This is a genomic window from Brevundimonas sp. BR2-1 (genome assembly GCF_037626195.1).
In the GTDB taxonomy this organism is placed as follows: Bacteria; Pseudomonadota; Alphaproteobacteria; order Caulobacterales; family Caulobacteraceae; genus Brevundimonas.
Genome location: NZ_JARKMV010000001.1, coordinates 817,603 through 844,135, shown reverse-complemented (window position 1 = coordinate 844,135; position 26,533 = coordinate 817,603). Strand labels below are relative to the sequence as shown.

The window sequence follows — 26,533 nt, the reverse complement described above, 5'->3', positions numbered from 1 at the left end:
CCGATGAAGCGTTTCGCCCTGGCCCTCGGCCTGATCGCCACGACCCTCGCCGCACCCGCCGCGGCGCAGCAGCAGATGACCGATCCGGACTTTCGTCCGGCGGTGGGTCGGCCGGCCTTCGCCGCCGACGGCCCGATGGTCGTGATCGACGGGGCGCACAACAATTTCCACACCGTCGATGGCCGGTACGCGCCGTTTGCGGAGCTGCTGCGGGCCGACGGCTATCAGGTGCGTGGAGGCGCCGCGCCGTTCGACGCGGGCGGGCTGGACGGCGTCGCGGTGATGGTGATCGCCAACGCCGGTCCGTCCGACGGCGGCTCGCCCTTCACCGCCAGCGAGATCGAAGCCGTCGAGGCCTGGGTGCGGGGCGGCGGGCGGCTACTGCTGATCGCCGACCACGCGCCATTCGGCGTGGCCGCGGCGGATCTGGCGGCGCGGTTCGGCGTCGGCATGGGCAAGGGCTGGACCTTCGAGCCGGCCGACAATCCCAATGGCGTCACCAGTCAGCTGACCTATGCCGGCGAGCGGCTGGGCGATCACGCCATCACGCGGGGGCGCGACGCCGACGAAGCCGTCGCTTCGGTCATGGCCTTCACCGGCCAGTCGTTGATTCCGCCCGAGGGCGCAGCGGTGTTGATGCGCCTCGGGCCGCAGGCGTGGGAGGCGGCGACGCCCCAGGACGCGGCCGCGGTAGTGGAGGCCGTCCGGACCGGAGCGTCAGACAATCCGGCGGTGCATTCGGCGGCGGAACGGGCGCAGGGGATGGCGTTCACCTACGGCGAGGGCCGGGTGGTGGTTCTCGGCGAGGCGGGGATGCTGTCGGCCCAGGTGGTTCGCTGGCCCGACGGGCGGCCCGACACGCGGTTCGGCATGAACGTGGCGCCCGGCAATGCGCAGTTCGGGCTCAACATAATGCACTGGCTCACGGGCCTGCTGCCCTGAGAGTGTGCTAGCAGGGCGCATGACCGAGAACGCCGCCCCCGACTACGCCCCGATGTTCGCCGCCCTGTGCGTCGAGGTCGGCTTCTGCCTGCATCCCAAGGGCGAGGCGAAGGTCCAGGCCGCGCTGGCGAACGGGCTGGATGCGGCGGTGCGGGCCGTGTTCGACGCAGAGGGCGTGGATTTCGCCTCCTCGACCGGCGACCTGCGCCGGGCCGTGCGGGACTGTCTGAAGGCGCACCTGCCGCAGGGCTGAGGCGTCATTCGCCCTTGGGGCCGCGTCGTCCGTGGTGGTCGCGGCGGTCATCCCGGTCATTCTCGCGGCGTCCGTCCCGATCCCGGTCGCGCCGGCCCCGGTCGCGGTCCTCATCGCGGTAATTCGTGACCGGATAGTATGTCGGCGCATTGACGGCGTAGGCGGGGACGCAGCTCTGCTGCAGGATGCCGAAGCGGTCCGTGTACCAGGTGCAGACCGGCTCGTTCGCTATTTCGTAGGCGGCCTGGTCCAGGGCCTGGGCCACCGCGTCCCAGAAGGCCGGATCGCTGGTGCAGCCGCCCAGGCCGGCGGTCGCCAACGCCGCGATGATCGCGCTCCGTATCCGCATGCTTCCCCCGCGGCCAAAGCTTTGCCGCGACGATCTTCATGCAGCCATTGGCTGGACGCAAGCGTTTGGAGAACGACGAAATACGCCAGCCGCGCTTGGGACCTCGCCCCAGGCGCCTACATGCAGACCCGTTCAGTCGCCCAAAGGAGCCTCCCCATGGCCTTCACGCTTCCGCCCCTCCCCTACGCCTATGACGCCCTGGAGCCGGCCATCGACAAGGAGACGATGACCTTCCACCACGACAAGCATCATCAGGCCTATGTCGACAAGCTGAACGAGGCAGTGAACGCCGACGCCGGCCTGCAGGGCAAGACGCTGGAAGAGCTGTTCGCCTCGATCTCGAAGGCCCCCAAGGCGGTGCGCAACAACGGTGGCGGACACTGGAACCACAGCCTGTTCTGGGAGCTGATGGCCCCTGTCGGCCAGACCGGCGAACCGTCGGCCGAGCTGGCCGCCGCCATCGACCGAGATCTGGGCGGGCTCGAGAAATTCAAGGAAGCCTTCAACGCCGCCGGCGCCGGTCAGTTCGGCTCGGGCTGGGCCTGGCTGATCGTCCAGGACGGCAAGCTGAAGGTGACCTCGACCCCGAACCAGGACAATCCACTGATGGACGTCGCCGAGGAAAGGGGCGCCGTGGTGCTGGCGGCTGACGTCTGGGAGCACGCCTATTATCTGAAATACCAGAACCGCCGGCCCGACTATCTCAAGGCCTTCTGGACGGTGGTGAACTGGAACAAGGCCAACGAACTGTTCGCCGTCGCGAATTGATCGTCGGAATTTGTTCTGCTCGCGCTGGCGCGGCGGCCATCGCATCCTAATCTCAAGCGCTGCCGTACCCCCACCGGAGAGCCGATAGATGAATGTCCACGCCAGCCTCGCCGCCGCCGCCCTGATACTGGCCTCGATCACCGCCTGTTCGCCCGAAGCGAACAAGACGGTTGAGCCGGCCTCCGCGCCAGCGACCGCGCCGAGCCCCGACTTCCATGCCTTCCGGATCGGGACGCTGGAGGCGACGGCGCTCAGGGACGGGATGATCGCCCTGCCGAACGCGGCCGACGAAAGCCCATGGGCGGACACGGCGGCGGCGCGGACGGTGCTGACCGCCGCGGGCCAGCCGGCGGATGTAATCCACCTGTCGGTCCAGCCCCTGCTGGTGCGGGACGGCGGCCGCGTCGTGCTTATCGACACGGGCGCGGGCGGGCGGATGGGCACGCAGAACAGGCTGGTCGGCTCGCTGCGGGCGGCCGGGGTCGATCCGACCCTGGTCACGGACATCCTGATTTCGCACGCCCACGGCGACCACGTCGGGGGGCTGGTCGGGGCGGACGGGTCGTTGACCTTCCCCAACGCCGTCGTGCGCATCAGCGAGCCGGAGTGGGAATATATGAAGGCGGGCGCGGCGCGGGCCGGCGAGGTCGCCCTGCTGGCCGCGGTGACGCCCAAGGTTCAGCCGTTCGCGCCGGGCGCTCAGGTCACGCCCTCGATCAAGGCCGTGCCTTTGGCCGGGCATACGCCGGGGCATTCAGGTTATGAGATCGTCTCGGGGACAGGGCGGCTGCTCTATATCGGCGACGCCATGCACAGCTCGGTCATCTCGGTGCAGCGGCCCGAGTGGATCAACGGCTGGGATACGGACAGCGCCGCCGGCGTGGCCACGCGTCAGGGACTGCTGGAGCGCGGGACGGCCGACTCGCTGCGCATCTATGGCGTCCACTTCCCGTTCCCGGGCCTGGGCCGGTTCGAGCGCAGGGACGACGGTTTCGTGTGGGCTCCGGAACGCTGAGACCAATCCGGGGGTGAGGGCATGAAGGCAATTTCAACCGCTCTGGGCGGGTTGGCGGCGCTGATCCTGATGGCCGGTCCGGTCATCGGACAGACGCAGGCGTTGCGGCAGGGGTTCGATATCCGGGTCGGCGCGGCGCCGGCTCCGGTCCGCATCGGCGGCCAGTCGCGCCTGGTCTATGAGCTTCAGCTGAGCAATTTCGCCTCTACCGCTCTGGAGGTGTCGCGGATCGAGGCGTTGGACGCCGCGACCGGAGGAGTGATCGCCGAACTGCGGGGGGAGGCCCTGGACTCTGCTCTGGGTGGCTCGCGGACCGTGCCGGCCAATGGCTTTGCTATGGCCTATCTGGAGGCGCCCGTCGCCGGGGTTGCGCCCGACCGCCTCCGCCATCGTTTGACCTTCGCGGGTCCTGACGGCCGCCCGACAACTGTCGAAGGCGGCGAGACCGGAATCGAGACCTGGCCGCTGCCGGTGCTGGGGCCGCCGTTGCGGGGCGGGCCATGGGTCGCCGTTTATCAACCGGACATGGAGCGAGGTCACCGCCGGGTCGCCTATGCCGTCGACGGCAAGGTGCGCGTGCCAGGCCGGTTCGCCGTGGACTGGATCAAGGTCGATGAGGCCGGCGCGACGGGCCGCGCGGGCGAAACCCGGCTGGACAGCAATCTTTCGTTCGGCGCCGAGGTTCTGGCGGTCGCCGACGGCGTGGTCGCGGCGACGCGGGACGGGGTTCCGGACCCGGCCGACCTGAACGGAGTCGATCGGGTCGCTCTGGAGGATGCGACCGGGAACTATGTCGCCATCGATATCGGTGACGGGCGCTACGCCTTTTATGAGCACCTGAGCCCCGGCTTGCGCGTTCGACCCGGCGACCGGGTGCGGCGCGGTCAGGTGATCGGGGCGCTGGGGTTCACAGGCCAGGCGTCGGGACCTCATCTGCATTTCCACGTCAGCGACGCGCCGGAGCCCTTGCCTGCCGAGGGCCGGCCCTATGTGCTGGAGGGATTCCGGGTGGTCGGACGCTATCCCTCCATCCACGCCTTCGGCCGGGGCGAGCGATGGGGCCCGGCAGCCGAAGCCGATGGCGAGGCTCCGTCCTTTCCCGCCCACAACGTTGTGGTCTGGTTCGAGGACTCGCCGACGGTTGACCGTTGAGGCCTGATCCGTCATAAGCGCGCCCTTCACGCCGTCGGGCCCGCCCGCTTGCGCGAACCACTACGGACGATGCGTGGACCGCCGTTGAGATCGTCTCTCCAGTTGGGGAGGGACCGGGCCGCATCATGAGAAGAGTGACACATGTCCAAGCGCCATAGCGCCAAGTACAAGCTCGACCGGGTCATGGGTGAAAACCTGTGGGGTCGCGCCAAGTCCCCCGTCAACAAACGCTCGTACGGCCCCGGCCAGCACGGCCAGCGCCGCAAGTCGAAAGTCTCTGACTTCGGCCTGCAGCTGAAGGCCAAGCAGAAGCTGAAGGGCTACTACGGCAACATCACCGAGAAGCAGTTCGCCGCGACGTACGAGGAAGCCTCGCGCCGCAAGGGCAACAGCTCGGAAAACCTGATCGGCCTGCTGGAGTCCCGCCTGGACGCCCTGGTCTATCGCGCCAAATTCGTTCCGACCGTCTGGTCGGCCCGTCAGTTCGTCAGCCACGGCCACGTGACCGTCAACGGCAAGAAGGTCGACATTCCGTCGTACCGTCTGAAGGTCGGCGACGTGGTCGAGGTCAAGGAAAAGTCCCGCAACATGGCGCTGGTGCTCGAAGCCCAGCAGTCGTCGGAACGCGACATCCCGGACTATATCGAGATCGGCGACCGTGGCTTCTCGGTCCGCTTCGTCCGCGTGCCGGAACTGGCCGACGTGCCGTTCCCGGTGAAGATGGAGCCGAACCTGGTCGTGGAATACTACTCGTCCTGATTGCGGCTATCGCGCTGTATCTGGAAAGGCCCCGGAAGAATCCGGGGCCTTTTCTGTTTCCGGCTGGACTTTCCTTCGTCGGCGAACGCGCGCATTTTGTCGGTCGTTCAGCGTTGGCGAGGAGGCCGGGGATGAGATTGATCGCGACAGCGGCCGCCTTGCTTGCGCTCGTTCCCCTGCTGTCGGCCTGCGTGGTCGTGCGCCAGTTCACGAACCAGCCGCGGATGCCGGAGAGCGCCTCGCTGCCGGGTCATGTCGAGCCGGTCCATGCGGCGGTCATCGCCCAGAACCAGGCCGCCTTCTGGGTCAGTTCGAACGGCTGCACGGCCAAGGCGGACATCCAGCCGGTGGTGCGTCAGTCCAGCGATGGACCCATCATCACCTTGCGGCGGATCAAAGAAGACCGCTGCCGCCAGGTGCAGCCGGAAGGCGTAGAGATGCGCTGGTCGTTCGAGGAACTGGGTCTGGCGGACGGCTCGCGGTTGTCGGTCGAGAACCCCTACCAGCTGCCGCCGGGCTAACGCCGCTCGAAGGCCGGAAGCATGTCCGCCGGGATGCGATGCGGCCGCATGGTCGACGCGTCCACCAGCACCCATTCCGAGACGCCCTGCGCGCACAGCCGGCCGCCGCCGTCCTCAATCCGCACATAGCGGTTGAAGCGGGGCCCCTGCGGATCGCCGACCCAGGTGCGGGCCACGACGCCGGCGGCCTCGGGAGGCAGGGCGCGGAAATAGTCGATCTCGTGCCGCACGGCGACCCATGACCAGCGGGACCGCGTCCCACTGTCGAAGCGGGCGTTCCAGTGGGCCGTGCCGGCATCCTGCAACCAGCCGACATAGACCACATTGTTCACATGGCCGTTGTCGTCGATGTGTTCGGGCAGCACCGTCAGCGGGACGACGAATATCTCGCGATCCTCGCGCGGTTCGAGGACCGCGCGCGCCATCAGGCGTCCGCGTCTTCGCCGAGAGTCACGCCCTTGTCGGCCATCAGGGTCTGGAGCTCTCCGGCATTGAACATCTCCCGAACGATGTCCGAACCGCCCACGAACTCGCCCTTCACATACAGCTGGGGGATGGTCGGCCAGTCGCTGAAGGTCTTGATGCCGTCACGCAGAGCCTCGTCCTGCAGCACGTCGACGCCGACGAAACTCGCCCCGATGTGGTCGAGAATCTGCACCGCCAGCGAGGAGAAGCCGCAGCGCGGCGCGTCGGGCGTGCCCTTCATGAACAGGACGACGTCGTGCTGTTTCACGGTCTCGCCGATGAAGGCGTGGACGGGATCGGCGCCGGCGGCGGAAGTCACGGCTTGGTCGGTCACGGGATACTGGCCTCTCGGTGAAGGCCGTCACGTATGGACCGGGCGCGCAGGGGTCAAGGGGCGTGCGGCGTCAGGCCGCCTTGGCGCCGGCCACCCGCGCCATCTCGATCTGGGCGGCGAGACCCGGCGGCATGTCGCGATCCGGGACCTGGGAGAGGGTGTTCAGCCGCTCGATGTCGCTGGCCTCGATCATGACGCTGGAAACCGAGGGGTCAGTCAGGGCGTAGGCGAGGCAGATGGCCTCGGCGGTCCAGTTGTTGGTGCGGTGCAGGAAGGCGAAGGTGCCGGCGTGGGCCAGCGGGCCTTCCTTGACCTTGGGCCCGCCGCCGAAACCGAAGAAGCTCTTCTTCTTCTCGACGTGGGCGGTGGCCGCCTTCTTCGCCGTGTTCAGGCTGTCGGGGAAATAGCCGTAGGCGAAGATGGCCATGTCCTGCTCGCGCGCGGCGCGCAGGCGCGACCGGATCTGCCAGCTGGCGTTGACGTGGAACGGCGTGGCCAGCACGTCGAAGGCCCCGGTCGAGACATAGGTGTCCATCACATCGCCCTCGCCCGAGACCCCCAGCAGACGGACGCGCTCGGTCGCGCGCAGGGCCTTCAGCGCGTTCAGGGTGGACTGGGGCAGTTCATTGTCGACGGGCTCGTCAAGCAAGGCCATGTCGAACCAGCCAAGGCCCGAAGCGTGCAGCGCCTTGTCGATGGCGGAGGTGATGCCCTCGGCCGAGAAGTCGCGGTCGGACCCGCGGCGGCCGTCGCCGGCGCCGAGGGTCAGGGAAACCTGCACCAGCTTGCGGTCGACGTGTTTGAGCGCCTGTCCGAGGACTTCGGCCAGGACGGGGTCGGCGGTTTCCAGGCGGTAGCTGTTGATGCCGGCCTCCAGGGCCGAATAGACGAGTTCGCGGCCGGCCTCGGGGCCGCCGGCGATGTCGCGGGCGCCGAGGCTGAGGGTCAGGGCCGAAACGGCCTGTCCGGCGACGCCGAAGGGACGATAGCGCATGGTCTCAGTCTCCCGCCGGCGCGGCTGTTTCGAGCGCCAGCGCGTGAAGTTCGCCGCCCATCTTTCCCTTCAGCGCGGCATAGACCAGCTGGTGCTGGCGCACGCGGGGCAGACCGGCGAAGGCCGTGGAGACGATGCGCGCGCGATAGTGGTCGCCGTCGCCCGCCAGATCGTCGATGACGATCTGGGCGTCGGGAAAGGCTTCGGTCAGATGGCCGCGAAGCGTTTCGACAGGCATGGGCATGGAAGGCGCGGTCTCCGGATTGCGCCGGGATGATGCGCTGTAAACCTTAATGGCTGGCTACGCGGCGGCGCGTTCCAGAAGAACGATCGGCGCGCCCTTGTAGGTGGTCTCGACATAGGGGACATAGCCGGCCCGTTTCGCCAGGGCGTGCGACGGCGCGTTGTCAGGCGAGATCATGCAGACGGTGCGCGGCGCGTTCAGGGCGTCGTCGCACCAGGCAAGGGCGGCGGACAGGGCCTCGAAGGCCATGCCCTTGCCCTGAAAGCGCGGGGCGACGCCCCAGCCCAGTTCGGGCGCGTCGAAGGCGGGGGTCATGATGCGGCGGTAGTCCAGCACGCCTACGCTGCCGACATAGGCGCCCGTGGCGGTCTCGCGGATCGCCCAGTTGCCGTATCCGAGCGCCTCCCAGTGGCCGATGTCGCGCAGCAGGCGGAACCAGACATCCTCGGAATTGAGAGGCGCCGGGAAGATCGCGGTGGCGAACGCGGGATCGGACCACAGGGCGACGAGGTCGTCCAGATCGCCAGGGGCGACGGGGGCAAGGGTCAGGCGGTCGGTGACAAGCGTGGTCATGCGAACAGGGCTCCCGCGCGTTCGATCCGGGTGCGGCCGGCGGCGTCCGTGACGGCGAAGGTGAAGCCGGGCTGGAGGGCGAAGGCGCCGGCGCGGCCGGACTTGTCCAGCGCCAGCAGGGCCACTTGCGAGGCGGCGACCTTTGCGCCCCGCAGGCGGGCCAGACGTTCAATCACGGCGCGGCAGGCGGCCGCAGGATCGAGGCCGTGGCGCATGGCCTCGACCACCGAATGGCCACCGGCGACGCGGACGACGTCCTCGCCGACGCCGGTGGCAGTGGCCCCGCCGACCTCGTCATCGACATACAGGCCGGCGCCGATGATGGGGCTGTCGCCGACCCGGCCGCGCATCTTGAACGCCATGCCGGAGGTGGTGCAGGCCCCGGCCATGCGCTGGTCGGCGCCGATCGCCAACAGGCCGATGGTGTCGTGGTTTCCGGGGCCGCCGGGCATGGAGCGCCAGTCCGTGTTTTCGCTGTTGGGTCGCGGGGCGTAGTTGGCGGTCTTCAGCCATTCGCGCCAGGCCGCCTCCGCGCGGGGCGTCAGCAGGTCCTGCGTCTCGAACCCCTGATCGACGGCGAAAGACCGCGCGCCGGGGCCGACCAGCATGGTGTGCGGCGTGCGCTCCATCACTCGCCGCGCCACAGAGACGGCGTGGACGACATCCTCCAGCGCGCAAACGGCGCCGATATCGCCGGCCCAGGTCATGACGCAGGCGTCCAGCGTCACCCGGCCATCGCGGTCCGGCAGGCCACCCAGACCGACGGAGGAATTGCTTTCATCGGCCTCGGCCACACGGCCGCCAGCCTCCACCATGTCCAGCGCCGAGCCGCCGGCCTGGCGCGCCGCCCAGCCCGCGGCGTTGGCGGCGGCCCCGAAATCCCAGGTGGAGACCATGATGTCGGGCGCCCGTTCCTGCGCGACCGTCGGTCCCGCCATGGCGACAAGCGGCGCGGCGCCCAGCACGGCCCTTCGGGACGGCGCGTTCACAGCAGCCCCAGCTGCTTGAAGCTGGCCACGCCGGCGCGGCCGACGACCAGGTGGTCGTGGACGTCGATGCCCAGCGCCCGCGCCGCCTCGATGACCTGACGCGTCATGTCGATGTCGGGCCGCGAGGGGGTCGGATCGCCTGAGGGGTGGTTGTGGACGATGATCATGGACTTGGCCGACAGCTCCAGCGCCCGCCGAACGACCTCGCGCGGATAAACGGGGGCATGATCGACAGTACCGCGGTTCTGGATTTCGTCGAGGATCAGCTGGTTGCGATTGTCGAGGTAGAGGACGCGGAACTGTTCGCGCGGTTCATGCTGCAGGCTCATGCGGACATAGGCGACAAGGGCCGTCCAGGATGAGATGACGGGACGGGCGGCGGCCTCTTCGCGGGTCACCCGACGCGCGATCTCGTGCAGGGCGGCGAGGTCCAGCGCGGTTTCCGCCCCGACGCCCTTCGCACGGCCCTTCACGTCTTCGGCGCGAACGGTCATGAGGTCCTCGATCGAGGCCGCCAGCACCGCCGCGAGCGAGCCGAAGCGGGCCAGCAGGGCCTTGGCGACGGGCTTTATGTCGCCCTGCGGCTGGCTGCGAAACAGGAAGAGCTCCAGCAGCTCGTAGTCGGGGAGATGTTGGAGGCCCGCCCCGCGCGCGCGTTCACGCAGCCGTTCGCGATGTCCGGCGTGGTGCGGCGTCTTCGGCTTGTCGGACGGTTGGTCGAGCATGCGCCTCCCCTTCGGGAGGTTGCAGCCTATCCTAGAATTTTGGCCGGAACAGCCCGGCGGGGCTGGCGCTGAAAATCTCCAGCCCGTCTTCGGTCACGCCGATGGTGTGTTCGCACTGGGAGGACAGGGATTTGTCGCGGGTCACGGCGGTCCAGCCGTCGGACAGGACCTTCACGTGCGGCTTGCCCAGGTTCACCATCGGCTCGACGGTGAAGAACATGCCGGCCCTGAGCGTGGCGCCCTCGCCGCGGCGGCCGTAGTGCAGGACATTGGGGCTGTCGTGGAACAGCCGGCCGATGCCATGGCCGCAGAAGTCGCGGACCACCGACATGCGGTTGGCCTCGACCACCTGCTGGATGGCGTAGCCGATGTCGCCGAAGGTGTTCCCCGGCTTGACCTGAGCGAGGCCCGCCTCGAGCGAGTCATAGGTGACGTCGATCAGCTTCCTCGCCCGGGCGTTGATGTTTCCGACCGGATACATGCGGCTGGAATCGCCGTGCCAGCCGTCGACGATGACGGTGTGGTCGATGTTGACGATGTCGCCGTCCTTCAGAACCTTGTCGCCGGGAATGCCGTGGCAGACGACGTGGTTGATCGAGGTGCAGATGGTCTTTTCATAGCCCTTGTAGCCGAGGCAGGCGGGCAGGGCGCCGTGGTCCAGGGTGAATTCGCGGACACGGTCGTCGAGTTCGCCGGTGGTCACGCCGGGGACCACGAAGGGGGTGATCATGTCCAGGGCCTGAGCCACCAGACGGCCGGCCTTGCGCATGCCCTCGAAGGCCTCGGCGTCATGGACGCGGATCTCGTGGGTGCGGACGAAGGCGTCGTCGTCCAGTTCGGGTGTCTCGTACATTCGATCGGCTTTCGGGGCGGGCGCGGGTCTCAGTTGGGAAACTATAGCACAAACCTCAAGGCCGGGTTGAGGCGCGGCGCTGCGTTCAGGCGCGCCGTGCGCTAGACAGGTCGGATGACCCAAGCTCCGCCTACCGCCGCCGTCCTGATCATCGGCGACGAAGTCCTTTCCGGTCGCACCCAGGACACCAATCTGAACACGATCGCGCGGTTCCTGGCGGCCCTGGGCATCGATCTGCTGGAGGCGCGTACGATCGGTGACCGCAAGGCGCAGATCGTCGACAGCCTGAACGCACTGCGGGCCGCCCACGACTATGTTTTCACCACCGGCGGGATAGGGCCGACCCACGACGACATCACCGCGGACGCCGTGGCGACGGCATTCGGCCTGGCCTTGCCCGAGCATCCGGATGCCGTCGCCATCCTGGAGCGGCGCTATGGGGATGATTTCAACGCCGCGCGACGGCGGATGGCGCGGATTCCCGAGGGCGGCGCGCTGATCGCCAATCCGGTGACCGATGCGCCGGGCTTTCAGATCGGCAACGTCTTCGTCATGGCCGGGGTGCCGAAGATCATGTCGGCCATGCTGGAGGATGTGGCGCCCCGGCTGCGGACAGGCGCCGTGGTTCATGCGCGGACGTTGAGGATCACGGGCGTGGGCGAGGGAGCGATCGCGGATATTCTCACGGCGGCGGCGAAGGCGGAGCGCGAGATCAGCTTTGGCAGCTATCCCTTCGGACATGGTTCGGTCGGCGAGATGGGGACCAACCTTGTGGTGCGGGGACGCGACGCGGTCAGGGTGGATGCCGCGGTCGAGGCGTTGGCGGCGGCTCTGAAAGCCGCGGACGTGGCGGTCGAGGCGGCCTAACGCCCGCGGAACGCGGCGGCCACAGCAGCATAGGCCGGGTTCGCCCGGCCTTTGGAGTCCAGCAACAACGGGCTGTCGTCGGTCCAGCCCTTGCCGTCGGGGCGGAGGAGCCAGCTGTCGGTGTCGCGCAGACCCCAGGTGGTGAAGGCGTAGCGCTGGTGGTCGGGCAGGGCCATGAAGGCCTCGGCCAGTTCGCCGACGCGGGCGACCTGCTGGGTGCGTTTCGCAGCCAGCGAGCGGGTGTCGAGGCGGTTGTCCGAGCGCATGGAGAAATCCAGCTCCGAGACATGGATGGGCAGGCCGAGGGAGCCGGCGTCCTTGAAGAAGGCGCTGATCTGGCCGGCGGGGATTTCGATGTCGAGGTGGGACTGGGTCCCGATGCCGCCGACGGGGGCGCCGAGGGTCAGCAGCCGTTCGACCAGACGCAGGAAGGTCGCGCCCTTCCGGGGGATGTTTTCCAGATTGTATTCGTTGAGGAACAGCACCGCACCCGGATCGGCGGCGCGGGCCTGTTCGAAGGCGCGGACGATGTAGCCTTCCTGACCGAGGGCCCGGCTGAAATGGCAGTCGCGCAGACCATCGCCGTCCTCGGCCACCGGCTCGTTGACGACATCCCAGCCGGCCATCCTGCCGCGATAGCGGCCGGCGACGGTCGAGACGTAGCGGTCGAATTCGGCTGCGAAGCGGGCGCGGGGAAGGGCGTCGGTGAAGGCGTCCTGACCTTGGGAATACCAGACCAGGGTGTGGCCGTGGACGCGCATCCCCTGTTCGCGGCCCCAGTCGACGATGCGATCCGAGGCGGAGAAGTCACAGGTGAAATCCGGCTGCAGAATGCGTTCGGGCTTCAGTTCCCATTCGGGGGTCAGCTGGCCGACGTGTTTGCGCATCTGGGCGACCCAGACGGGGTCGGACAGCTGGCCGGTCATGCCCGTGGCGCCGATGGGGAAATCCGCGAGGTCCTTCAGCGGCGGGGCGTCGGGGCCGGGCGCGGGCTGGGCCGAGGCGAAGCGGTTGCAGGCCGCGAGGGCGAGGGGCGTGGCGAGGAGGGAGCGGCGGTCGATCATGTCCCTGCCTCCGGGGCGCGGATCAGCCCGCGCGGCGGCGCAGGCCCAATTCGTCGAAGGCGGCGGTTTCGCGCTTGCCGGCGGCGATGATGCTGTTCAGCCGGGTGGTCTCGGCGACGTGTTCGAACTTCTTCAGTTCCTCGAAGGCGCCGGTCAGGGCGTCGCGGGCGCCTTCCTCTTCGGCGTTGATGACGACCACGTCGGCCTCGGCCGCGCCCTTGCGCAGTTTCCAGCCGCTCAGATAGGCCTGAAGCATCATGGCGGCGTCGGCGTCCGAGCGGGCGCGTTCCTGTTCGATCTCGGCCTCGGCCTCCAGAACGGCAATGCGCATTTCGGCCGACGCACGGCGCGCCGTGATCTCGGCCAGGCGCTTCTGCAGCGTCTCGACCTCGTAGTTCGAGATCCGGATCAGCGATTGGGCCCAGGCGGTCATCTGCGTACTCCGGTCACTGGATCATTCCCTGGTTCAGGATTGCTTCCAGCTGGGTAAAGGAATCGGAAAGAGACGTATGATCGTCCTTGTCCTGGCCGAGAAAATTCTCGAGCGCGGGGTTCAGGGCGATGGCGCGGTCGACGATAGGATCGGCCCCGGTGCGATAGGCGCCGATGCGGATCAGTTCTTCCATGTTGGCGTAGGCGCTCAGGCACTGGCGGGCGCGCTTGTTCAGCTCGCGCTCGGGCGGGGTCTGGCAGGCGGGCAGGGTGCGGCTGACGGATTTCAGCACGTCAATGGCGGGGAAGCGGCCACGCTCGGCGATCTTGCGGTCCATGACGATGTGGCCGTCGAGGATGCCTCGCACGGCGTCGGCGATGGGCTCGTCATGGTCGCCGCCGTCGACCAGGACGGTGAACAGGGCGGTGATCGGTCCGGCGGTGGTGCCGTCGGGGCGGACGGGGCCGGGGCCGGCCCGCTCCAGCAGCTTGGGCAGTTCGGTGAAGACGGTGGGGGTGTAGCCCTTGGTGGTCGGCGGCTCGCCGGCGGCCAGGCCGATCTCGCGCTGGGCCATGGCGAAGCGGGTGACCGAGTCCATCAGGCACAGAACCTCAAGGTCCTGGTCGCGCATGTATTCGCTGATCGCCATGGTCATATAGGCGGCCTGGCGACGCTTCAGGGCCGGTTCGTCGGAAGTGGCGACGACGACGATGGCGCGGCGCAGGCCCTCCTCGCCGAGGGTCTCCTCGATGAACTCGCGGACCTCGCGGCCCCGTTCGCCGATCAGGCCGACGACGACGACGTCGCAGGTGGCCTGACGCGCCAGCATGGACAGCAGCACCGACTTGCCGACGCCCGAGCCGGCGAAGATGCCAAGGCGCTGGCCCCTGCAGGTGGTGGTGAAGACGTCCATGGAGCGGACGCCGAGGTCCAGGCGCTCTCCGACCCGGCCGCGCGAATGGGCGGGAGGCGGAGGCGCGCGCAGCGGATAGGCGGCGGGGCCGGTCGGCAGCGGACCCTTGCCGTCGATAGGCTGGCCGAAGGCGTCGATGATCCGGCCCAGCCAGGCCGTGGTGGGCCGCACGCTGGCGGCGGCGGAGACGATGCGGATGTCGGCGCCGGGCGCCACCCCCTCGACCGGGCCGAACGGCATCAGCAAGGCCTTGGCGTCGCGGAAGCCGACGACCTCGGCGGGCAGGGGATGCAGGTGGCGCCGCTCGATCTCGGCGCGGGCGCCGACCGCCAGCCGGGACAGGCCGCCCCGCGATTCAATCAGCAGCCCGTTCACACCCGCGACCTTGCCGGTCACGACAAGCGGATCGACGGCTTCGACGGCGGTGGCGAGATTACGCAAGGCTGGGTCCCGGGATCAGTCCCTCACGGATGCGCTGACGTGGTTAACGGGGGATGAAGGCCCGTCGGTCGAGGCGCTGTTTCCGAGGGTGCGGCGGAGGTTTCGGCGCGGCCCCTCTTTGCTTGGCGGCGGGAAAGGCTATCTCTTGTTCCGCCCATTCCGGAGATCCGCCATGTCCGACGCCCCTTACGATCCCTCCCGCCATCTGAAGGCCGGGCGCGGCAAGGTCTATGGCTCGATCCTGGACACCATCGGGGACACGCCGATCGTGGGCTTGCCGCGGCTGTCGGCGGAGTATTCGCCGAAGGCCACGGTGCTGGCCAAGCTGGAGTTCTTCAACCCGATCGCCTCGGTCAAGGACCGGATCGGCGTGGCCATGATCGACGCTCTGGAACAGGCCGGGAAGATCGGGCCGGATACGGTTTTGATCGAGCCCACCAGCGGCAATACGGGCATCGCCCTGGCCTTCGTCGCCGCGGCCAAGGGGTATCGGCTGATCCTGGTGATGCCCGAGAGCATGTCGATCGAGCGGCGCAAGATGCTGGCCCTGCTTGGCGCGGAACTGGTGCTGACGCCGGCCGAGAAGGGAATGAAAGGAGCCATCGCCATGGCCCAGGACCTGCTGGAACGGACGGCCGGCTCGATCAGCCCCTCCCAGTTCGAAAATCCGGCCAATCCCGCCATCCATCGCGTCACAACGGCGGAGGAAATCTGGAACGACACAGCCGGCGCTGTCGACATTGTCGTGGCCGGTGTCGGCACGGGCGGCACGATCACGGGCGTGGGCCAGGTGCTGAAAGCGCGCAAGCCGTCGCTGCGCATGATCGCAGTGGAGCCGACGGCGTCGCCCGTGCTGTCGGGCGGCGAGCCGGGACCGCACAAGATCCAGGGCATCGGCGCCGGCTTCATTCCCGCGAACGTCGACCGCTCGGTCATCGACGGGGTCGAGCAGGTGTCAAACGAGGACAGTTTCGACATGGCCCGCAAGGTGGCGCGCACCGAAGGGATTCCGGTGGGTATTTCGTCGGGGGCCGCCCTGACGGCGGCCTTCCGGCTGGCCTCGCGGGACGAGAACGCCGGCAAGACCATCGTCGCCATCGTTCCCAGCTTTGCGGAACGCTATCTGTCGACGGCGCTGTTCGAAGGGCTGTAACCGTCACAGCCGGTTAACCGGCGCGGCCGTAACGTCGGCGCCGACATGTCCGATCTCGCGCCCACCCTCGAGGAGCCCGTCCCGGAAGGCGGCTTCCGCGCGCGCCACGCGCTGCTGAAGCGCCTGGCCGATGTGGTGTCCTTGCCCGCCAGCCGGATCAACGCCTTCGAACGTGCGGTGACCGGCGATCTGCTGGTGGAAATGCTGCGTCTGGCCAGCCCGGAAGACCGGCGGCGCGTCGCCCAGCGGTTGGCGCCCCTGGCTGAGCTGCCCAACGCCCTGGCGCGGATGCTGCTACGGGACGAACCCGCGATCGCCGGCCTGCTGATTGAACAGTGCGCATCGCTGTCGGATGCCGATCTGGTCGCCTGCGCGCGCGACACCGGCCCCGAACACCGGTTCCTGATGGCCAGCCGCCGCTCGCTGTCAGAAGTCGTCACCGAGACATTGCTGAGTTTCGGCGAAACCCATGTGATCGAAGCGGTCTTGCGCAACAACACCGCGCGCCTTTGCCAGACCGCCATAGAGGGCGTGGTCAGTCTGAGCCGGCAGGAGCCGCAATTGTGCGGCCATGTGCTGAAGCGGCCGGAACTGCGGCCGTCGGGCGCCTATGTGATGTTCTGGTGGTGCGGTCCCGAGGATCGCCGGACCATTCTGCAGCGCTTCGCCGTCTCGCGGGAAGTGATGCAGGAGGTGGCCGAGGACGTCTTCGCCATGGCCGCCGACGAAAACTGGCAGGATCCGGTGTCGCGCAAGGCGCTGCAGTTCATCGAGCGTCGGCAACGCAACCGGGCGGCGATTGCAAAAAGCCCCTACGGCGGGCTGGAGCAGGCCGTAGCCGCCGCAGCCGCGGGCGGCCTGAACCGCGAGGTGGCGACCGAGATCGCCTATCTGTCAGGCGTCAAACCGATCACAGGGGCCAAGATCCTGGGCGATCCCGGCGGGGAGCCGCTGGCGATCCTGTGCAAGGCCACAGGCCTGGGCAAGAATGATCTCCAAGGCTTGTGGCGGTCCATGCGCCGGCCGGAAACGGCCGAGGACGGGTCGGTTCATCCGGCCTGGGAGCGGGTGCAGGTCACCTATGACATGCTGGCGGTCGATCGGGCCCAGACCGTGCTTCGTTACTGGAACTGGTCGCTGTCTTCCGCCTTGACCCCCGCTCTACTGAGGGCGATCCGGGACGGCGAAGAAGAGGGGATCGACGATTACTCCGCCCCGGAACGCGCCGCCATGCTGGCTTTGGCGGAAAATTTCGGACGCTGACTACCGCAGTGCAACCAACACGGAACCGGGTTTCTACCCGAACTGGCGCCTGCAATAGTAAACTGTCTCGAATCAGTGAGACGTCGTTCCGGTGAGCGCCGATACAGTTGCTTTCAATACGGAACAAATCTATTGACCTCATCGCTGACTGATTCAGTCCGGAATTGAATTCAACAAGACGGGGCCTGCACGTGGAAGACAACGCTCAACTGCTCGAGATGACCGCGGACATCGTGTCCGCCTACGTTGGTAACAACACTGTTCAGGCGACTGAAGTACCGGGCCTGATTTCCAGCATTCACGCAGCCCTGACGCAGGTTTCCAACGGCGCCGTCGAACCCGAGCCCGAGATCAAGGATCCGGCGGTTCCGGTGCGCAAGTCGATCACGCCCGACTTCCTGATCTGCCTGGAGGATGGCCGCAAGTTCAAGTCGCTGAAGCGCCACCTGCGGACCAAATACAATATGAGCCCCGAAGAATACCGGGCCAAATGGGGTCTTGCGAAAGACTATCCGATGGTCGCGCCGAACTACGCCAAGGCCCGTTCGGACCTCGCCAAGTCGATGGGCCTGGGCCAGGGCGGCCGCAAGCCGGCTCGCGCCGCCGCCGGCCGCGCCAAGAAGTAATCCGCCTGATCGATGGTATGAGACGCCCGCTTCCGGCAACGGAGGCGGGCGTTTCTGCGTCCCGGTGTCAGGCCGCCTGGGCGCCGCGGCGCATGCGCCAGAAGCGCAGCGTGCGCAGGGCCGCGTCGCGACTGAGGTCGGCGTACATGCGGGCGTAGGAGTGCGCCTTGGCCATGGCGTCGCCGTCGTCGTTCAGCAACACCACCGCATAGGTCAGGAACAGGGCCCGATCCAGGTCCGCGGATTTGCAGACCACGGCCAGGGCGTCCAGTTCGCGGCGCTCGATGATCTGGCGGGCGGTATGGAAGTCGATGTCCGACAACTGGGCCAGGGCGATCAGGAAAGACGTGGTCCCGCCCGAGCGCAGGAAGCGGGCCAGCATCTGCGGCGACAGCTGGCCGGCGGCCTTCAGCTCTTCGACATAGGCCAGGCATTCGGCGTAGTCGGCGGGCAGGGCGCCGTCGTCAGTGGCGATGCGGGTGCGGCCGGCGGCGATGGCGCTTTCCAGCAGGGCCGGATCCAGACGCCCGTTCTGTTCCAGTATCTGGGTGCGGAGCCGGGCCTCGACCACGAAATACATCTCATTCAGGAGGTCGGGCGGCAGGCTGGCGCGCTCGACCGCCGCCTCGTGCAGGGCGGGATTGGCCTTTGCCCGTTCGATTGCGGTTTCGGATGCCTGACGGGACAGTCTGGCGCCGTCGTTGCGCAGCAATGTCCCAAGGGTCACGTCGTCGCCGCGTTCGACAATGACGTCCGAAATCGCCTCGGACACCGACGGCCGGGCAGAGACGGCGCGCAAGTGGTCCTGGCCATGTTTTCGCACGACGCTGAGCAGGTCTTCGTCGGTCAACACGGGCGAAGAGGCCAGCACGGCGCCGGCGACGGCGGCCTCGTCATTGGCCAGCCGTCGGATCAGGTTGTGGGGCGCGTCGGGCGCCGCTGCGAAACGGGCCGAAAGCTCGGCGCGGACGGCGATTTCCATGTCCGCCGTCAGCCGGGTCAGGACGGCGCCGTACAGGGTGTCTTCGGTCGCGGTGCGGACCGAGCCGCCGAAGAAATGATCGGTCAATTCACGCAGCAGGGCGCGCCGTTTCTCGCTGGAACCCTCTTCAGCGAGGGCGATCAGATCCGGTAGGCGCGAGGGCGCGGAAGTCGGGGCCGCAACCTGGCTCACTGATGGTCCCCGTCGGAAGCGGCGGGGGCTGGGCGGGTCCGTCCCTGACTGTCGCGTATCAGCGTCGGTCCCTGTTCGGGCTCGGCCAGATCCTGCGAGGCGGGGGTCTGGGTCATGGTGATGGCCAGGGCGTCGACGTAGGTCGGCTCGGGCATCGCCAGCGTATCGGGTTGACGGCCGTTCTGGCGGTGGACGGAATAGTAGCGGGCGCCTTGTTGGGGCGGGCGCTCTCCGGTGTTGGTCACGTCCGCGACAGGACGAGGCCGGGGCGCGGGAGCCCCGCCCTGCTCGGCGGCCGGCGCTTCGGCGACAGATTCAGGCGCACGCGCGGTCTGTTGCAAACGGAAGATCGGAGCGTCGCGGCGGGGAGCCATAGGGTCCGCCGGCTGATCAGGGGCCGTGTTGGACGGCGCGGGTTCCGGCGGCGCGGCATAGACGACGTCGGCGGGCGCGCGCTGGCCGCGCCTTCCCTGATCAGGAAGATACTCCGGCGTCGCGGCCGGGCGAGGAGCCGAAGCGACGGCGGGCGGGGGTGCAGCTTCCGCCCGGGCAGGAGCGGGCATGGCCGGGGCGGGCGCCGGGTATGGCGCGGGAGGACGCAGCCAGGCGTTGGCGGGCGTCAGGGTCCGACGAGGCGCGGTCGCGGCAGGGCCGGCCGGGACGGACCCGGTCGCGCCGAAACCGCCATGGGGGATGACGAGATTGGATCGGCGCAGGTCCGGGCGAGCCGCGGCGGGTGCGTTCGCCGGCGGTGCGGCGGTGTTTCTTCCGGGCCAGGAAATCTGGCGCAGGTCCTGCCGGACGGTCGGTTGGGGCGTCTGGGCCATGGCGGCGCCGGCCAGCGTCGTGGCGGCGAAGAATGCGATCGGGAGGCTGTGGGCGCGGCGCAAGGGTCGGCTCCGGACGCAGGGACTGGAGCCGCAGGCTAGGGGTCAGGGCCTTAAGGCGGGGCTAACGGAACCGTCGCGCGGTGCGTTCCAGCGCACTCACCAGGGCATTGAGCGTCAACCCCATGGCCATCAGGAGCGCCAGCGCCGCGAGCATGTCGGCGGTGCGCAGGCGATTGCCGGCCTCGAGCATTCGCCAGGCCAGTCCCTGGGTCGCGCCCGAGCCGGAGACGAACTCGGCCACTACGGCCCCGATCACGGCCAGCCCCGAGGCGACGCGCAACCCCTCGAGCATGAAGGGCAGGGCCGCCGGAAGGCGCAGGCGGAAGAGGCGCTGGAGAGGGGTCGCACCGTAGAGGTCGAACAGCCGTTCGAGGTCCGGATCGGCGGCCTTGAGCCCGGCGAGCACGCCCGAGAACAGGGGGAAAAAGGCGACGGTGGCGGCCAGAACGACGACGGCCCGGTCGGCATGGTCCAGGCCAGTCCAGATGAGCACCAACGGCGCGATGGCGACCACTGGCGTAACCTGAAGCGCGACCGCCAGCGGCCGCACGGCCTGTTCGGCGGGCCGGCTGAGGGATACGGCCAACGCGAGGCCGCCGCCGAGGACGGCGGCGACGATCAGGGCCTGCGTCGCCATCCAGAAGGTGGCCGCGGCGGAAGCGGCGAGGGCCGGCGCACGGTCGACGAGGGCAACGGCCACGGCGCTGGGCGGCGGCAGAAACCAGACGGGGACGTCCAGCGCCCTGCAAGCGATCTCCCATGCCGCCAGCAGAAGGGCGGTCAGCAGGAGCGGCGGAAGGAGACGTGTCACGCGGCCTCCCGGGACGGCGCGTTCATGGCGTCGGCGAGGGTCCGGGCGAGGTCTTCCACGGCCGCGCGATAGCCCGTGTCCAGGCGCCATTGGGCGGGGCGCGGCAGGGAGCCGGGCGAGGCCCGTTCCGTCGCGACACGTCCCGTCGCCGCCTCAAGCACAAGGGCACGTCCGGCCAGATAGACGGCCTCCTCGACATCGTGGGTTACGAAGACGATGGCGGGCCGGGGCGAGCGGGCGGCCCACAGCCGATGCAGATCCTCGATGAGGCCGCGACGTGTGATGCTGTCGAGGGCGGCGAAGGGCTCGTCGAGCAGTAACAGATCGGGTTCGGTGACCAGCGCCCGGGCCAGAGAGACCCGCATGGCCATGCCGCCTGAAAGCTGGCGGGGACGGGCGGTCAGGCGGTCACCCAGGCCAACGGCCCGCAGCGCCTCGTCGGCGCGGCGACGGGCGTCGGAGGAGGCGAGGCCAGCCAGTTCCAGCGGCAGGGCGACGTTGGTCCGGGCGTCGGCCCAGGGCAACAGGGTCGACGCCTGAAAGACGAAGCCGATCCGGCCGGCGCCGACGGCTGTTGCGGTCCGCCCGTCGGCAGGCTGTTCCAGCCCGGCCAGCAACCGCAGGATGGTGGACTTGCCCGCGCCCGAGGCGCCGACAAGGGCGACGATCTCCCCCGGCGAAATGGACAGGTCGATGGGACCCAGCGGCGGACGGCCGGAGTGGCGAACGACGGCGCCCGAAAGCGCGGCCGTCGGCCTAGCCACGGCCGGGCAGGTACTGGGTGGTGAAGGCCTTGCGCCAGTCGAGGCCGGCCGGATAGACGCCGGCTCCCGAAGTGACGTCGAAGAAGGCCTGCCAGCGTTCGGCGGTCATGGCGCCGAGGCCGTACAGGGCCGCGTCGCCGCCATCGACAATGCCGTTGGCCTTCAGCTTGGCCCGGGCCTGATCCAGGATGTCCTGGGTCATCTCGGGATTGTCTTTGCGTATCAGGGCGTCGGCGGCCTTGCCATCGCCCTGGATATAGTCGCGCCAGCCCTCGGCCGAGCCTGCGATGAAGCTACGCAGGGCGGCGGCGTTGTCGCGCGCGAATGCGTCGGGCGCCAGGACCATGGTGGCGTAGGAAGGATAGCCCTCGTCAGCCAGCAGGAAGACCTTGGGGGTGAAGCCCGCGGTCCGCTCGATCGTATAGGGCTCGGAGGTCAGATAGCCCTGCTGCACCGCCCGCTCGTCAGCCAGGAAAGGCGCGAGGTTGAAGGTGTATTTGCGCACCTGATCGTCAGTGAAGCCGTATTTGGCCTTCAGCCAGACCCAAAAGGCTGTGACGGAGGCATCGGCCAGGAGGAAGGGGCGGCCCCGAAGATCGGCGATGGATCTCAGCGCCGGATCCGGATGGGCGATCAGAACCTGGGGGTCCTTCTGGAAGAAGGCGGCGACGGCCTTCACCGGCGCGCCCTCGGCGACAAGGTTCAAGGGGATGAAGCTGTTGGAGCCCATGCCCAGTTCGACGGCGCCCGAGGCGAGCAGTTGGGGTACGTTCACGCCCGGGCCGCCCTGGATGATCTGGACGTTCAGGCCGCGGCGGGCGTAGGCCCCGGAGGCGAGAGCCTGATAGAAGCCGCCGTGCTCGGCCTGGGCGCGCCAGTCGGTGGCGAAGCGCAGACGGACGCGGCCTTCCTCGTCGACGGGGGCCTCGGACCGCTGGCAGGCCGAGACCGCAGCCACGGCCGCCAGCGCGCCGGCGCCCGCGATCATGGCGCGGCGGTCTGGCCGGAAACGGCGATTCCCACGCAAGGTCATGACCTTGGTTTACGGCTCAGTCGGGAGAAGGGGAAGGGGCGTTCATCCGGCGCGCGCCGGGACTGGAACCCTGGCTCCCGCCGGAATTGAGCGAGGGGACGACGGTCCCCGGCGAACCGGCTTCCCTCGTCCCCTCGCCAAGTCCGGGTTGGACTTGGCCATTGAGGTTCAAGACCCTGGCCTTGCATCCGCGGGGCGAACCCCGACGATGGTCGGCTGTATCCTGTCGCGCTCCTGGTCTCAGGCGTTCCACGAGGTCGAACCTCGCGCCGTCCATCGATCCCGATCCGGTTCCCTCCGGGGTTTTCTCCGGCCGAAGCCTTTGAAAAGTCCTTTGGGCCTTGATCCTGTCTCCCGTCCGTTAAGGTCGAAACCCCCCGGTGCGTTCGATCAGAGAGCCGGGCCGGTCCGCTTTGAGCCCCGGGTCTCCCCGGTTTTCCGCGCCGCCGTGTCCCTCGGCCTGATCAAGCTCGCTCCGATCCGCGGAACTGGCAAGCGGTCCGGAATGACCTTCTGTGGACGGTCTTGGGGATAAAGTTTGCAGTGCGGGGACGGCATTGTGTGGAGTGAGCAATTTTGTGAGCTTTGTGAAGCTCTTGTGACTTCTGCACAGGTCCGGTGTCTCGAGCGAAGTTTTTGCCCAGGAGCCGTTCTCGTCGGTTCAGGTTGCTCCGGCGGTCTCGAGAATGGCCAGACGTCGCTCTAGCCAAGCCTGGATCTCGGCCAGCGACCGGACGGCGAGAGGGCCGCCGAAGTGAATGAAGCCGTGCGGAGCCAGGGGCACCTCCAGGAGCTCGGCGTCGCCGGACCAGGCCTCTGCCATCAGCCGGCTGTCGTCGCGCAGGGGATCGAGGTCGCCGGTGACGAACAGGGCGGCGGGCAATCCGCGCAGGTCCGCGTAGAGGGGCGATATGTCCGGGCGGCGGCGTCCTGCTTCGTCGCGGCCGGGGGTAAGGCGGCCAAGATCGGAGGCGAGGGTGGGCCCGTTAAGGACGAGCGTTTCGGGGCCAGCGGCCCGCGCCGAGGGCGTGCCGGACAGGTCGTAGACGCCATAGGTCAGAACACAGCCCCGGAAGGCGCCGAACCGGCCCTCGTCGCGCAGGGCCAGCGCCGTCAGGGCGGCGAGGTGGGCGCCGGCGGACTGCCCGGAGAGGAACAGGCGGTCGGTTCCGAACCGGGCGCGGGCGTTTGCGGCCAGCCAACGTCCCGCGGCCATGCAGTCAGAAAGGGCGTGTTGCATGAGGACGCCGCGAGGCTCGCTGAGAAGGCGATAGTCGACGGAGACGATCGCCAGTCCCGCCTCCGCGGCGAGGTCGGCGTTCAGATGATCGTTGAGTCCGGCGCTGCCGACGACCCAGCCGCCGCCGTGCATGTCCAACACGACGCCGCGCGGCGAACCCGGAGGATTGAGGATGCGGACAGAAACGCCACCGTCCTCTGACGGGATGCGCAAGGTCTCCACCCGCACGCCGCGCCGCTTCAACTGAGCGGCAGTCACCCGGGCGGCGGTGGCGCCGAACCGGCTGCTGAGCCACTGGGTCGCCGCCAGTCTCCAGCCGTCGGCCCTGAGGCGCGGGACCAATGCCAGGGCCGCATTGCCTCGCGCGGCGGCGCGGGCTTCGGCGGGGGTCAGTTCGAGACGGCGGATCCGGGCGGTCATGGGCGGACGCTAACCCGGCTCCAGCCTGCGCGCGATGCGGCGTTGTGGCCGGTCAGGCGGACAGGGCTTCCCGCTTGGCTTCCAACTCCAGCCACTCCTCTTCCGCGGCGGTCAGAAGCGACCGGGCGCGGTCGGCGTCGGCGGTGGCGCGGTCGAAGGCCTTGCGGTCGCGGGCGTAAAGGTCGGGGTCGGCCAAGGTCGCCTCGTGACGGGCGATGTCGTCAGGCAGGGAAGCCAGCAGGCCCTCCAGCTCCTTCAGACGGTGGGCGTCCTTGAATGTAAGCTTGCCAGGCTTCTTCGGCGCGGCGGCGACCGAGACGGGAGCCGGGGCGGCGGCGCGTTGGGCTGCCTCCTTGTCTTGCGGGCGCGGGTTTGCGCCGGGCTGGAGGAAGCCGGGGTTCTGGCGGATGAAGTCGGTCCAGCCGCCGGGGGTTTCGACGATGTCGCCGCGGCCGTTCATGGCGATGGTCGAGGTGGCCAGACGGTCGACGAAGTCGCGGTCGTGGCTGACCAGGATCAGGGTTCCGTCATAGGATTCGAGCAGTTCTTCCAGCTTGTCGAGCGTGTCCATGTCGAGGTCGTTGGTCGGTTCGTCGAGGACCAGCATGTTGGCGGGCTTGGCCAGCGCGCGGGCCAGCAGCAGGCGGTTGCGCTCGCCGCCCGACAGGGTCGAGATCGGCTGGCGCAGCTGGCCCTCCTGGAACAGGAAATCCTTGGCGTAGGCGGCCACGTGTTTCGAGACGCCGCGGACCAGAACGCTGTCGCCGCCGCCGGGGGTCAGGGCGTCCCACAGGGTCATGTCGGATTTGAGCCCCTCACGGGACTGGTCGAGATAGACAGGCTCAAGATTGGCGCCGAGCCGGACCGCGCCCGCATCGGGCTTGAGTTCGCCTAGCAGGATTTTGACCAGAGTGGTCTTGCCGGCGCCGTTGGGGCCGACGATGGCGAGGCGGTCGCCCCGGATGACGCGGGTGGTGAACGGCTTGATGACGGGGCGGTCGCCGAAGGATTTCGAGACGCCCTTCAGATCGGCGACCAGCTTTCCCGACGCCACGCCTGAATCCACGCCGAGGTTCAGTTCGCGGGGGATGTCCTTAACCCGCATCGCCCGGTCCTGGCGCATGGCCTCCAGCGCCCGGGCGCGGCCCTCGTTGCGGGTGCGCTGGGCGGTGATGGAGCGGTAGAAGGTGTAGGTCTCGGCCTCGATGCGCTTGTTGAGGCGGCGCAGGGATTCCGCTTCCTCTTCCATGACCTTGTCGGCCCATTCGTCGAAGGCCGCGAAGCCCTTGTTGAGGGTGCGGACGCGGCGGCCTTCCAGCCAGTGGCAGGACTGGGTGACGCGGTTCAGGAAGGCGCGGTCGTGGCTGACGACGAGGACCGAGAACCGGGCCTGAAGCAGTTCCTCCTCGAGCAGTTCGATGGCCAGGATGTCGAGGTGATTGGTGGGCTCGTCGAGGAGCAGCAGGTCGGGTTCTTCGGCGAAGGCCTTGGCGAGCGCGGCGCGGCGGGTTTCGCCGCCGGACAGGCTTATGGCAGGCTTGGCGGGATCGAGGCCGAAGGTGGTCAGCCAGGCCTCGGCGGTCCAGCGCTCAGCGCCTTCCGAGGCGGCGTAGTCGAGCAGGGTCTCGCCGGCGATGACGGGTTCCTGGGGGACGTAGGCGAACCGCGTGCCGGCCTGGACTGAACGGTCGCCCGCGTCAGGCTCGATCAGGCCCATGACCATCTTCATCAGGGTCGATTTACCGGCGCCGTTACGGCCCACGAGGGCGGCGCGGGTGCGCGGCTCGACGGCGATGTCGACGCCATCGAACAGCGGGAGCTGGCCGTCCTGGAGACGGACGTTCTTGAGGGCGACGAGAGGAGGACGGGGAGCCATGCAAAACCTGGACACGCGGCGCGGCGGGGAGGCCGTGCGGTCGAACGCGGCCATATAGGGCGTCAGGGCCTTTGTGGCCACCGGCGCCGGCGTCTTGGGGAGACAGAAAGGCTGCAAGGGGCTAACAGGCGCCAATGGAACGGCCCTTCTGGCAAACCAAGCGTCTGGAGCAGATGACCCGCGAGGAGTGGGAGAGTCTGTGCGACGGCTGCGGCCTGTGCTGCCTGGTCCGATTCGAGGACGAGGACACCGGCGAGGTGGTTCCGACGCGGGTTCACTGCAAATTGTTCGATCCCGAACGCTGCACCTGCACTGACTACGCCAACCGCCGTGAGCATGTGCCGGACTGCATCAAGCTGACGCCCTGGAATATCGAGGCGCTGAGGTGGATGCCCTTGTCGTGCGGATATCGCCGCATCAACGAGGGGCGGGGGCTGGCGGACTGGCACCCGCTGGTCTCGGGCGACCCCGAGAGCGTGCATGCGGCCGGGGTGTCCGTGAAGGGGCAGACCGTGTCGGAGCTGGCGCTGAAGAAGGCCGAGGACGCGCTGGATTTCGAGGCGCCCGAGTGGATGCTCGAGCGGGGTTCGGACGCTAACTGAAAGTTCGTTGTTCACCCCGCAAGTTGC

The 26,533-nt window shown here is 68.5% G+C and carries 31 protein-coding genes; 12 read left to right on the top strand and 19 right to left on the bottom strand.

Annotated elements, in window-relative coordinates; all coding sequences use genetic code 11:
* Positions 1-3: 3 nt before the first annotated feature.
* Entirely contained in the window at positions 4-942 is a 939-nt protein-coding gene (locus BrevBR_RS04310; protein ID WP_340000046.1) for a DUF4350 domain-containing protein, read from the top strand.
* A 19-nt stretch (positions 943-961) separates the two neighbouring features.
* Positions 962-1,195, top strand: coding sequence for a hypothetical protein (locus tag BrevBR_RS04305; protein WP_340000045.1), 234 nt, complete (start codon positions 962-964; stop codon positions 1,193-1,195).
* A gap of 4 nt (positions 1,196-1,199) precedes the next feature.
* Here BrevBR_RS04305 and BrevBR_RS04300 read toward each other — a convergent pair whose 3' ends face one another.
* Entirely contained in the window at positions 1,200-1,544 is a 345-nt protein-coding gene (locus tag BrevBR_RS04300) for a hypothetical protein (protein ID WP_340000044.1), read from the bottom strand.
* Between the two features lie 156 nt (positions 1,545-1,700).
* Between BrevBR_RS04300 and BrevBR_RS04295 the strand changes: the two genes are divergently transcribed.
* The 5 genes from BrevBR_RS04295 (at position 1,701) to BrevBR_RS04275 (ending at position 5,759) form a co-directional block, all read left to right on the top strand.
* Positions 1,701-2,312 (top strand): superoxide dismutase, encoded by a 612-nt coding sequence (locus tag BrevBR_RS04295; RefSeq protein ID WP_332641079.1) that lies wholly within the window; start codon positions 1,701-1,703, stop codon positions 2,310-2,312.
* A gap of 88 nt (positions 2,313-2,400) precedes the next feature.
* Complete coding sequence (locus tag BrevBR_RS04290; RefSeq protein ID WP_340000043.1) at positions 2,401-3,327, top strand: MBL fold metallo-hydrolase; 927 nt, start codon at positions 2,401-2,403, stop codon at positions 3,325-3,327.
* Positions 3,328-3,348: 21 nt separating this feature from the next.
* Positions 3,349-4,479 carry a M23 family metallopeptidase gene (locus BrevBR_RS04285; protein ID WP_340000042.1) on the top strand — a complete coding sequence of 377 codons (1,131 nt, stop codon included), beginning with the start codon at positions 3,349-3,351 and terminating at the stop codon, positions 4,477-4,479.
* A 141-nt stretch (positions 4,480-4,620) separates the two neighbouring features.
* Positions 4,621-5,238 carry a 30S ribosomal protein S4 gene (gene rpsD / locus BrevBR_RS04280; protein WP_332641082.1) on the top strand — a complete coding sequence of 206 codons (618 nt, stop codon included), beginning with the start codon at positions 4,621-4,623 and terminating at the stop codon, positions 5,236-5,238.
* 131 nt (positions 5,239-5,369) lie between these two features.
* Positions 5,370-5,759, top strand: a complete 390-nt coding sequence (locus BrevBR_RS04275; protein ID WP_332641083.1) for a hypothetical protein — start codon at positions 5,370-5,372, stop codon at positions 5,757-5,759.
* Here the strand turns inward: BrevBR_RS04275 and BrevBR_RS04270 are convergent.
* The 8 genes from BrevBR_RS04270 to map form a co-directional block, all read right to left on the bottom strand.
* Positions 5,756-6,184, bottom strand: coding sequence for an acyl-CoA thioesterase (locus BrevBR_RS04270; RefSeq protein WP_340000041.1), 429 nt, complete (start codon positions 6,182-6,184; stop codon positions 5,756-5,758). The genes BrevBR_RS04275 and BrevBR_RS04270 overlap by 4 nt on opposite strands.
* Positions 6,184-6,558, bottom strand: a complete 375-nt coding sequence (gene grxD / locus BrevBR_RS04265; protein ID WP_332641085.1) for a Grx4 family monothiol glutaredoxin — start codon at positions 6,556-6,558, stop codon at positions 6,184-6,186. Before grxD ends, BrevBR_RS04270 begins: the two co-directional genes overlap by 1 nt.
* A gap of 70 nt (positions 6,559-6,628) precedes the next feature.
* Positions 6,629-7,552, bottom strand: coding sequence for an aldo/keto reductase (locus BrevBR_RS04260; protein WP_340000040.1), 924 nt, complete (start codon positions 7,550-7,552; stop codon positions 6,629-6,631).
* A 4-nt stretch (positions 7,553-7,556) separates the two neighbouring features.
* Complete coding sequence (locus BrevBR_RS04255) at positions 7,557-7,796, bottom strand: BolA family transcriptional regulator (RefSeq protein ID WP_340000039.1); 240 nt, start codon at positions 7,794-7,796, stop codon at positions 7,557-7,559.
* A gap of 57 nt (positions 7,797-7,853) precedes the next feature.
* Positions 7,854-8,369 carry a GNAT family N-acetyltransferase gene (locus tag BrevBR_RS04250; RefSeq protein WP_340000038.1) on the bottom strand — a complete coding sequence of 172 codons (516 nt, stop codon included), beginning with the start codon at positions 8,367-8,369 and terminating at the stop codon, positions 7,854-7,856.
* Positions 8,366-9,358 carry a N(4)-(beta-N-acetylglucosaminyl)-L-asparaginase gene (locus BrevBR_RS04245; protein WP_340000037.1) on the bottom strand — a complete coding sequence of 331 codons (993 nt, stop codon included), beginning with the start codon at positions 9,356-9,358 and terminating at the stop codon, positions 8,366-8,368. The genes BrevBR_RS04250 and BrevBR_RS04245 overlap by 4 nt, the downstream gene beginning before the upstream one ends.
* Entirely contained in the window at positions 9,355-10,083 is a 729-nt protein-coding gene (gene radC, locus BrevBR_RS04240; protein ID WP_332641090.1) for a RadC family protein, read from the bottom strand. Before radC ends, BrevBR_RS04245 begins: the two co-directional genes overlap by 4 nt.
* A gap of 31 nt (positions 10,084-10,114) precedes the next feature.
* Positions 10,115-10,936 carry a type I methionyl aminopeptidase gene (gene map, locus BrevBR_RS04235; protein ID WP_332641091.1) on the bottom strand — a complete coding sequence of 274 codons (822 nt, stop codon included), beginning with the start codon at positions 10,934-10,936 and terminating at the stop codon, positions 10,115-10,117.
* Between the two features lie 114 nt (positions 10,937-11,050).
* Here map and BrevBR_RS04230 point away from each other — a divergent pair, with 114 nt between their 5' ends.
* Entirely contained in the window at positions 11,051-11,803 is a 753-nt protein-coding gene (locus tag BrevBR_RS04230) for a competence/damage-inducible protein A (protein WP_332641092.1), read from the top strand.
* Here BrevBR_RS04230 and BrevBR_RS04225 read toward each other — a convergent pair.
* From BrevBR_RS04225 to fliI, 3 genes are read right to left on the bottom strand one after another with little or no spacing between them, the layout of a single operon-like run.
* The gene (locus BrevBR_RS04225) at positions 11,800-12,867 is read right to left on the bottom strand and encodes an endo-1,4-beta-xylanase (protein ID WP_332641093.1); all 1,068 of its coding nucleotides are present in this window, start codon (positions 12,865-12,867) and stop codon (positions 11,800-11,802) included. The two genes, BrevBR_RS04230 and BrevBR_RS04225, sit on opposite strands and share 4 nt — an antisense overlap.
* 22 nt (positions 12,868-12,889) lie before the next feature.
* Positions 12,890-13,300, bottom strand: coding sequence for a flagellar export protein FliJ (locus BrevBR_RS04220; protein ID WP_332641094.1), 411 nt, complete (start codon positions 13,298-13,300; stop codon positions 12,890-12,892).
* A 13-nt stretch (positions 13,301-13,313) separates the two neighbouring features.
* Positions 13,314-14,654: a flagellar protein export ATPase FliI gene (gene fliI, locus BrevBR_RS04215; RefSeq protein ID WP_332641095.1), complete on the bottom strand. Its 1,341-nt coding sequence runs from the start codon at positions 14,652-14,654 to the stop codon at positions 13,314-13,316.
* A gap of 172 nt (positions 14,655-14,826) precedes the next feature.
* Between fliI and cysK the strand changes: the two genes are divergently transcribed.
* The 3 genes from cysK to BrevBR_RS04200 all read left to right on the top strand — a co-directional run bounded on the left by cysK (position 14,827) and on the right by BrevBR_RS04200 (position 17,696).
* Positions 14,827-15,807 carry a cysteine synthase A gene (cysK, locus tag BrevBR_RS04210; protein WP_332641096.1) on the top strand — a complete coding sequence of 327 codons (981 nt, stop codon included), beginning with the start codon at positions 14,827-14,829 and terminating at the stop codon, positions 15,805-15,807.
* 45 nt (positions 15,808-15,852) lie between these two features.
* On the top strand, positions 15,853-17,070 hold the full coding sequence (locus BrevBR_RS04205) for a DUF2336 domain-containing protein (protein ID WP_332641097.1): 1,218 nt from the start codon (positions 15,853-15,855) through the stop codon (positions 17,068-17,070).
* A gap of 191 nt (positions 17,071-17,261) precedes the next feature.
* Positions 17,262-17,696 carry a MucR family transcriptional regulator gene (locus BrevBR_RS04200; protein ID WP_332641098.1) on the top strand — a complete coding sequence of 145 codons (435 nt, stop codon included), beginning with the start codon at positions 17,262-17,264 and terminating at the stop codon, positions 17,694-17,696.
* A gap of 67 nt (positions 17,697-17,763) precedes the next feature.
* Here BrevBR_RS04200 and BrevBR_RS04195 read toward each other — a convergent pair whose 3' ends face one another.
* The 7 genes from BrevBR_RS04195 to BrevBR_RS04165 all read right to left on the bottom strand — a co-directional run bounded on the left by BrevBR_RS04195 (position 17,764) and on the right by BrevBR_RS04165 (position 25,904).
* Positions 17,764-18,870, bottom strand: a complete 1,107-nt coding sequence (locus BrevBR_RS04195; RefSeq protein ID WP_340000035.1) for a DUF2336 domain-containing protein — start codon at positions 18,868-18,870, stop codon at positions 17,764-17,766.
* A complete protein-coding gene (locus tag BrevBR_RS04190; protein WP_340000033.1) occupies positions 18,867-19,760 on the bottom strand; it encodes a hypothetical protein in 894 nt (297 codons plus the stop codon). Before BrevBR_RS04190 ends, BrevBR_RS04195 begins: the two co-directional genes overlap by 4 nt.
* A 61-nt stretch (positions 19,761-19,821) precedes the next feature.
* Entirely contained in the window at positions 19,822-20,571 is a 750-nt protein-coding gene (locus BrevBR_RS04185) for an ABC transporter permease (protein WP_332641101.1), read from the bottom strand.
* A complete protein-coding gene (locus tag BrevBR_RS04180; protein ID WP_340000032.1) occupies positions 20,568-21,335 on the bottom strand; it encodes an ABC transporter ATP-binding protein in 768 nt (255 codons plus the stop codon). Before BrevBR_RS04180 ends, BrevBR_RS04185 begins: the two co-directional genes overlap by 4 nt.
* Positions 21,328-22,323 carry an ABC transporter substrate-binding protein gene (locus BrevBR_RS04175; protein WP_332641103.1) on the bottom strand — a complete coding sequence of 332 codons (996 nt, stop codon included), beginning with the start codon at positions 22,321-22,323 and terminating at the stop codon, positions 21,328-21,330. The genes BrevBR_RS04180 and BrevBR_RS04175 overlap by 8 nt, the downstream gene beginning before the upstream one ends.
* Before the next feature lie 706 nt (positions 22,324-23,029).
* Complete coding sequence (locus BrevBR_RS04170) at positions 23,030-24,028, bottom strand: alpha/beta hydrolase (protein ID WP_340000031.1); 999 nt, start codon at positions 24,026-24,028, stop codon at positions 23,030-23,032.
* A gap of 52 nt (positions 24,029-24,080) precedes the next feature.
* Complete coding sequence (locus BrevBR_RS04165) at positions 24,081-25,904, bottom strand: ABC-F family ATP-binding cassette domain-containing protein (RefSeq protein ID WP_340000758.1); 1,824 nt, start codon at positions 25,902-25,904, stop codon at positions 24,081-24,083.
* Between the two features lie 134 nt (positions 25,905-26,038).
* Here BrevBR_RS04165 and BrevBR_RS04160 point away from each other — a divergent pair, with 134 nt between their 5' ends.
* Positions 26,039-26,506: a YcgN family cysteine cluster protein gene (locus tag BrevBR_RS04160; protein ID WP_332638732.1), complete on the top strand. Its 468-nt coding sequence runs from the start codon at positions 26,039-26,041 to the stop codon at positions 26,504-26,506.
* The last annotated feature ends 27 nt before the right edge of the window (positions 26,507-26,533 follow it).

Bases quoted from the DNA above. Each gene is read 5' to 3' on its own strand.
- BrevBR_RS04250 (WP_340000038.1), bottom strand. From the start codon at position 8,369: ATGACCACGCTTGTCACCGACCGCCTGACCCTTGCCCCCGTCGCCCCT.
- BrevBR_RS04300 (WP_340000044.1), bottom strand. From the start codon at position 1,544: ATGCGGATACGGAGCGCGATCATCGCGGCGTTGGCGACCGCCGGCCTG.
- BrevBR_RS04225 (WP_332641093.1), bottom strand. From the start codon at position 12,867: ATGATCGACCGCCGCTCCCTCCTCGCCACGCCCCTCGCCCTCGCGGCC.
- rpsD (WP_332641082.1), top strand. From the start codon at position 4,621: ATGTCCAAGCGCCATAGCGCCAAGTACAAGCTCGACCGGGTCATGGGT.
- BrevBR_RS04205 (WP_332641097.1), top strand. From the start codon at position 15,853: ATGTCCGATCTCGCGCCCACCCTCGAGGAGCCCGTCCCGGAAGGCGGC.
- BrevBR_RS04275 (WP_332641083.1), top strand. From the start codon at position 5,370: ATGAGATTGATCGCGACAGCGGCCGCCTTGCTTGCGCTCGTTCCCCTG.
- BrevBR_RS04260 (WP_340000040.1), bottom strand. From the start codon at position 7,552: ATGCGCTATCGTCCCTTCGGCGTCGCCGGACAGGCCGTTTCGGCCCTG.
- BrevBR_RS04170 (WP_340000031.1), bottom strand. From the start codon at position 24,028: ATGACCGCCCGGATCCGCCGTCTCGAACTGACCCCCGCCGAAGCCCGC.
- BrevBR_RS04175 (WP_332641103.1), bottom strand. From the start codon at position 22,323: ATGATCGCGGGCGCCGGCGCGCTGGCGGCCGTGGCTGCGGTCTCGGCC.
- BrevBR_RS04255 (WP_340000039.1), bottom strand. From the start codon at position 7,796: ATGCCCATGCCTGTCGAAACGCTTCGCGGCCATCTGACCGAAGCCTTT.
- BrevBR_RS04290 (WP_340000043.1), top strand. From the start codon at position 2,401: ATGAATGTCCACGCCAGCCTCGCCGCCGCCGCCCTGATACTGGCCTCG.
- BrevBR_RS04160 (WP_332638732.1), top strand. From the start codon at position 26,039: ATGGAACGGCCCTTCTGGCAAACCAAGCGTCTGGAGCAGATGACCCGC.
- radC (WP_332641090.1), bottom strand. From the start codon at position 10,083: ATGCTCGACCAACCGTCCGACAAGCCGAAGACGCCGCACCACGCCGGA.
- BrevBR_RS04270 (WP_340000041.1), bottom strand. From the start codon at position 6,184: ATGGCGCGCGCGGTCCTCGAACCGCGCGAGGATCGCGAGATATTCGTC.
- BrevBR_RS04295 (WP_332641079.1), top strand. From the start codon at position 1,701: ATGGCCTTCACGCTTCCGCCCCTCCCCTACGCCTATGACGCCCTGGAG.
- BrevBR_RS04165 (WP_340000758.1), bottom strand. From the start codon at position 25,904: ATGGCTCCCCGTCCTCCTCTCGTCGCCCTCAAGAACGTCCGTCTCCAG.
- BrevBR_RS04310 (WP_340000046.1), top strand. From the start codon at position 4: ATGAAGCGTTTCGCCCTGGCCCTCGGCCTGATCGCCACGACCCTCGCC.
- BrevBR_RS04230 (WP_332641092.1), top strand. From the start codon at position 11,051: ATGACCCAAGCTCCGCCTACCGCCGCCGTCCTGATCATCGGCGACGAA.
- BrevBR_RS04220 (WP_332641094.1), bottom strand. From the start codon at position 13,300: ATGACCGCCTGGGCCCAATCGCTGATCCGGATCTCGAACTACGAGGTC.
- BrevBR_RS04285 (WP_340000042.1), top strand. From the start codon at position 3,349: ATGAAGGCAATTTCAACCGCTCTGGGCGGGTTGGCGGCGCTGATCCTG.
- map (WP_332641091.1), bottom strand. From the start codon at position 10,936: ATGTACGAGACACCCGAACTGGACGACGACGCCTTCGTCCGCACCCAC.
- BrevBR_RS04305 (WP_340000045.1), top strand. From the start codon at position 962: ATGACCGAGAACGCCGCCCCCGACTACGCCCCGATGTTCGCCGCCCTG.
- cysK (WP_332641096.1), top strand. From the start codon at position 14,827: ATGTCCGACGCCCCTTACGATCCCTCCCGCCATCTGAAGGCCGGGCGC.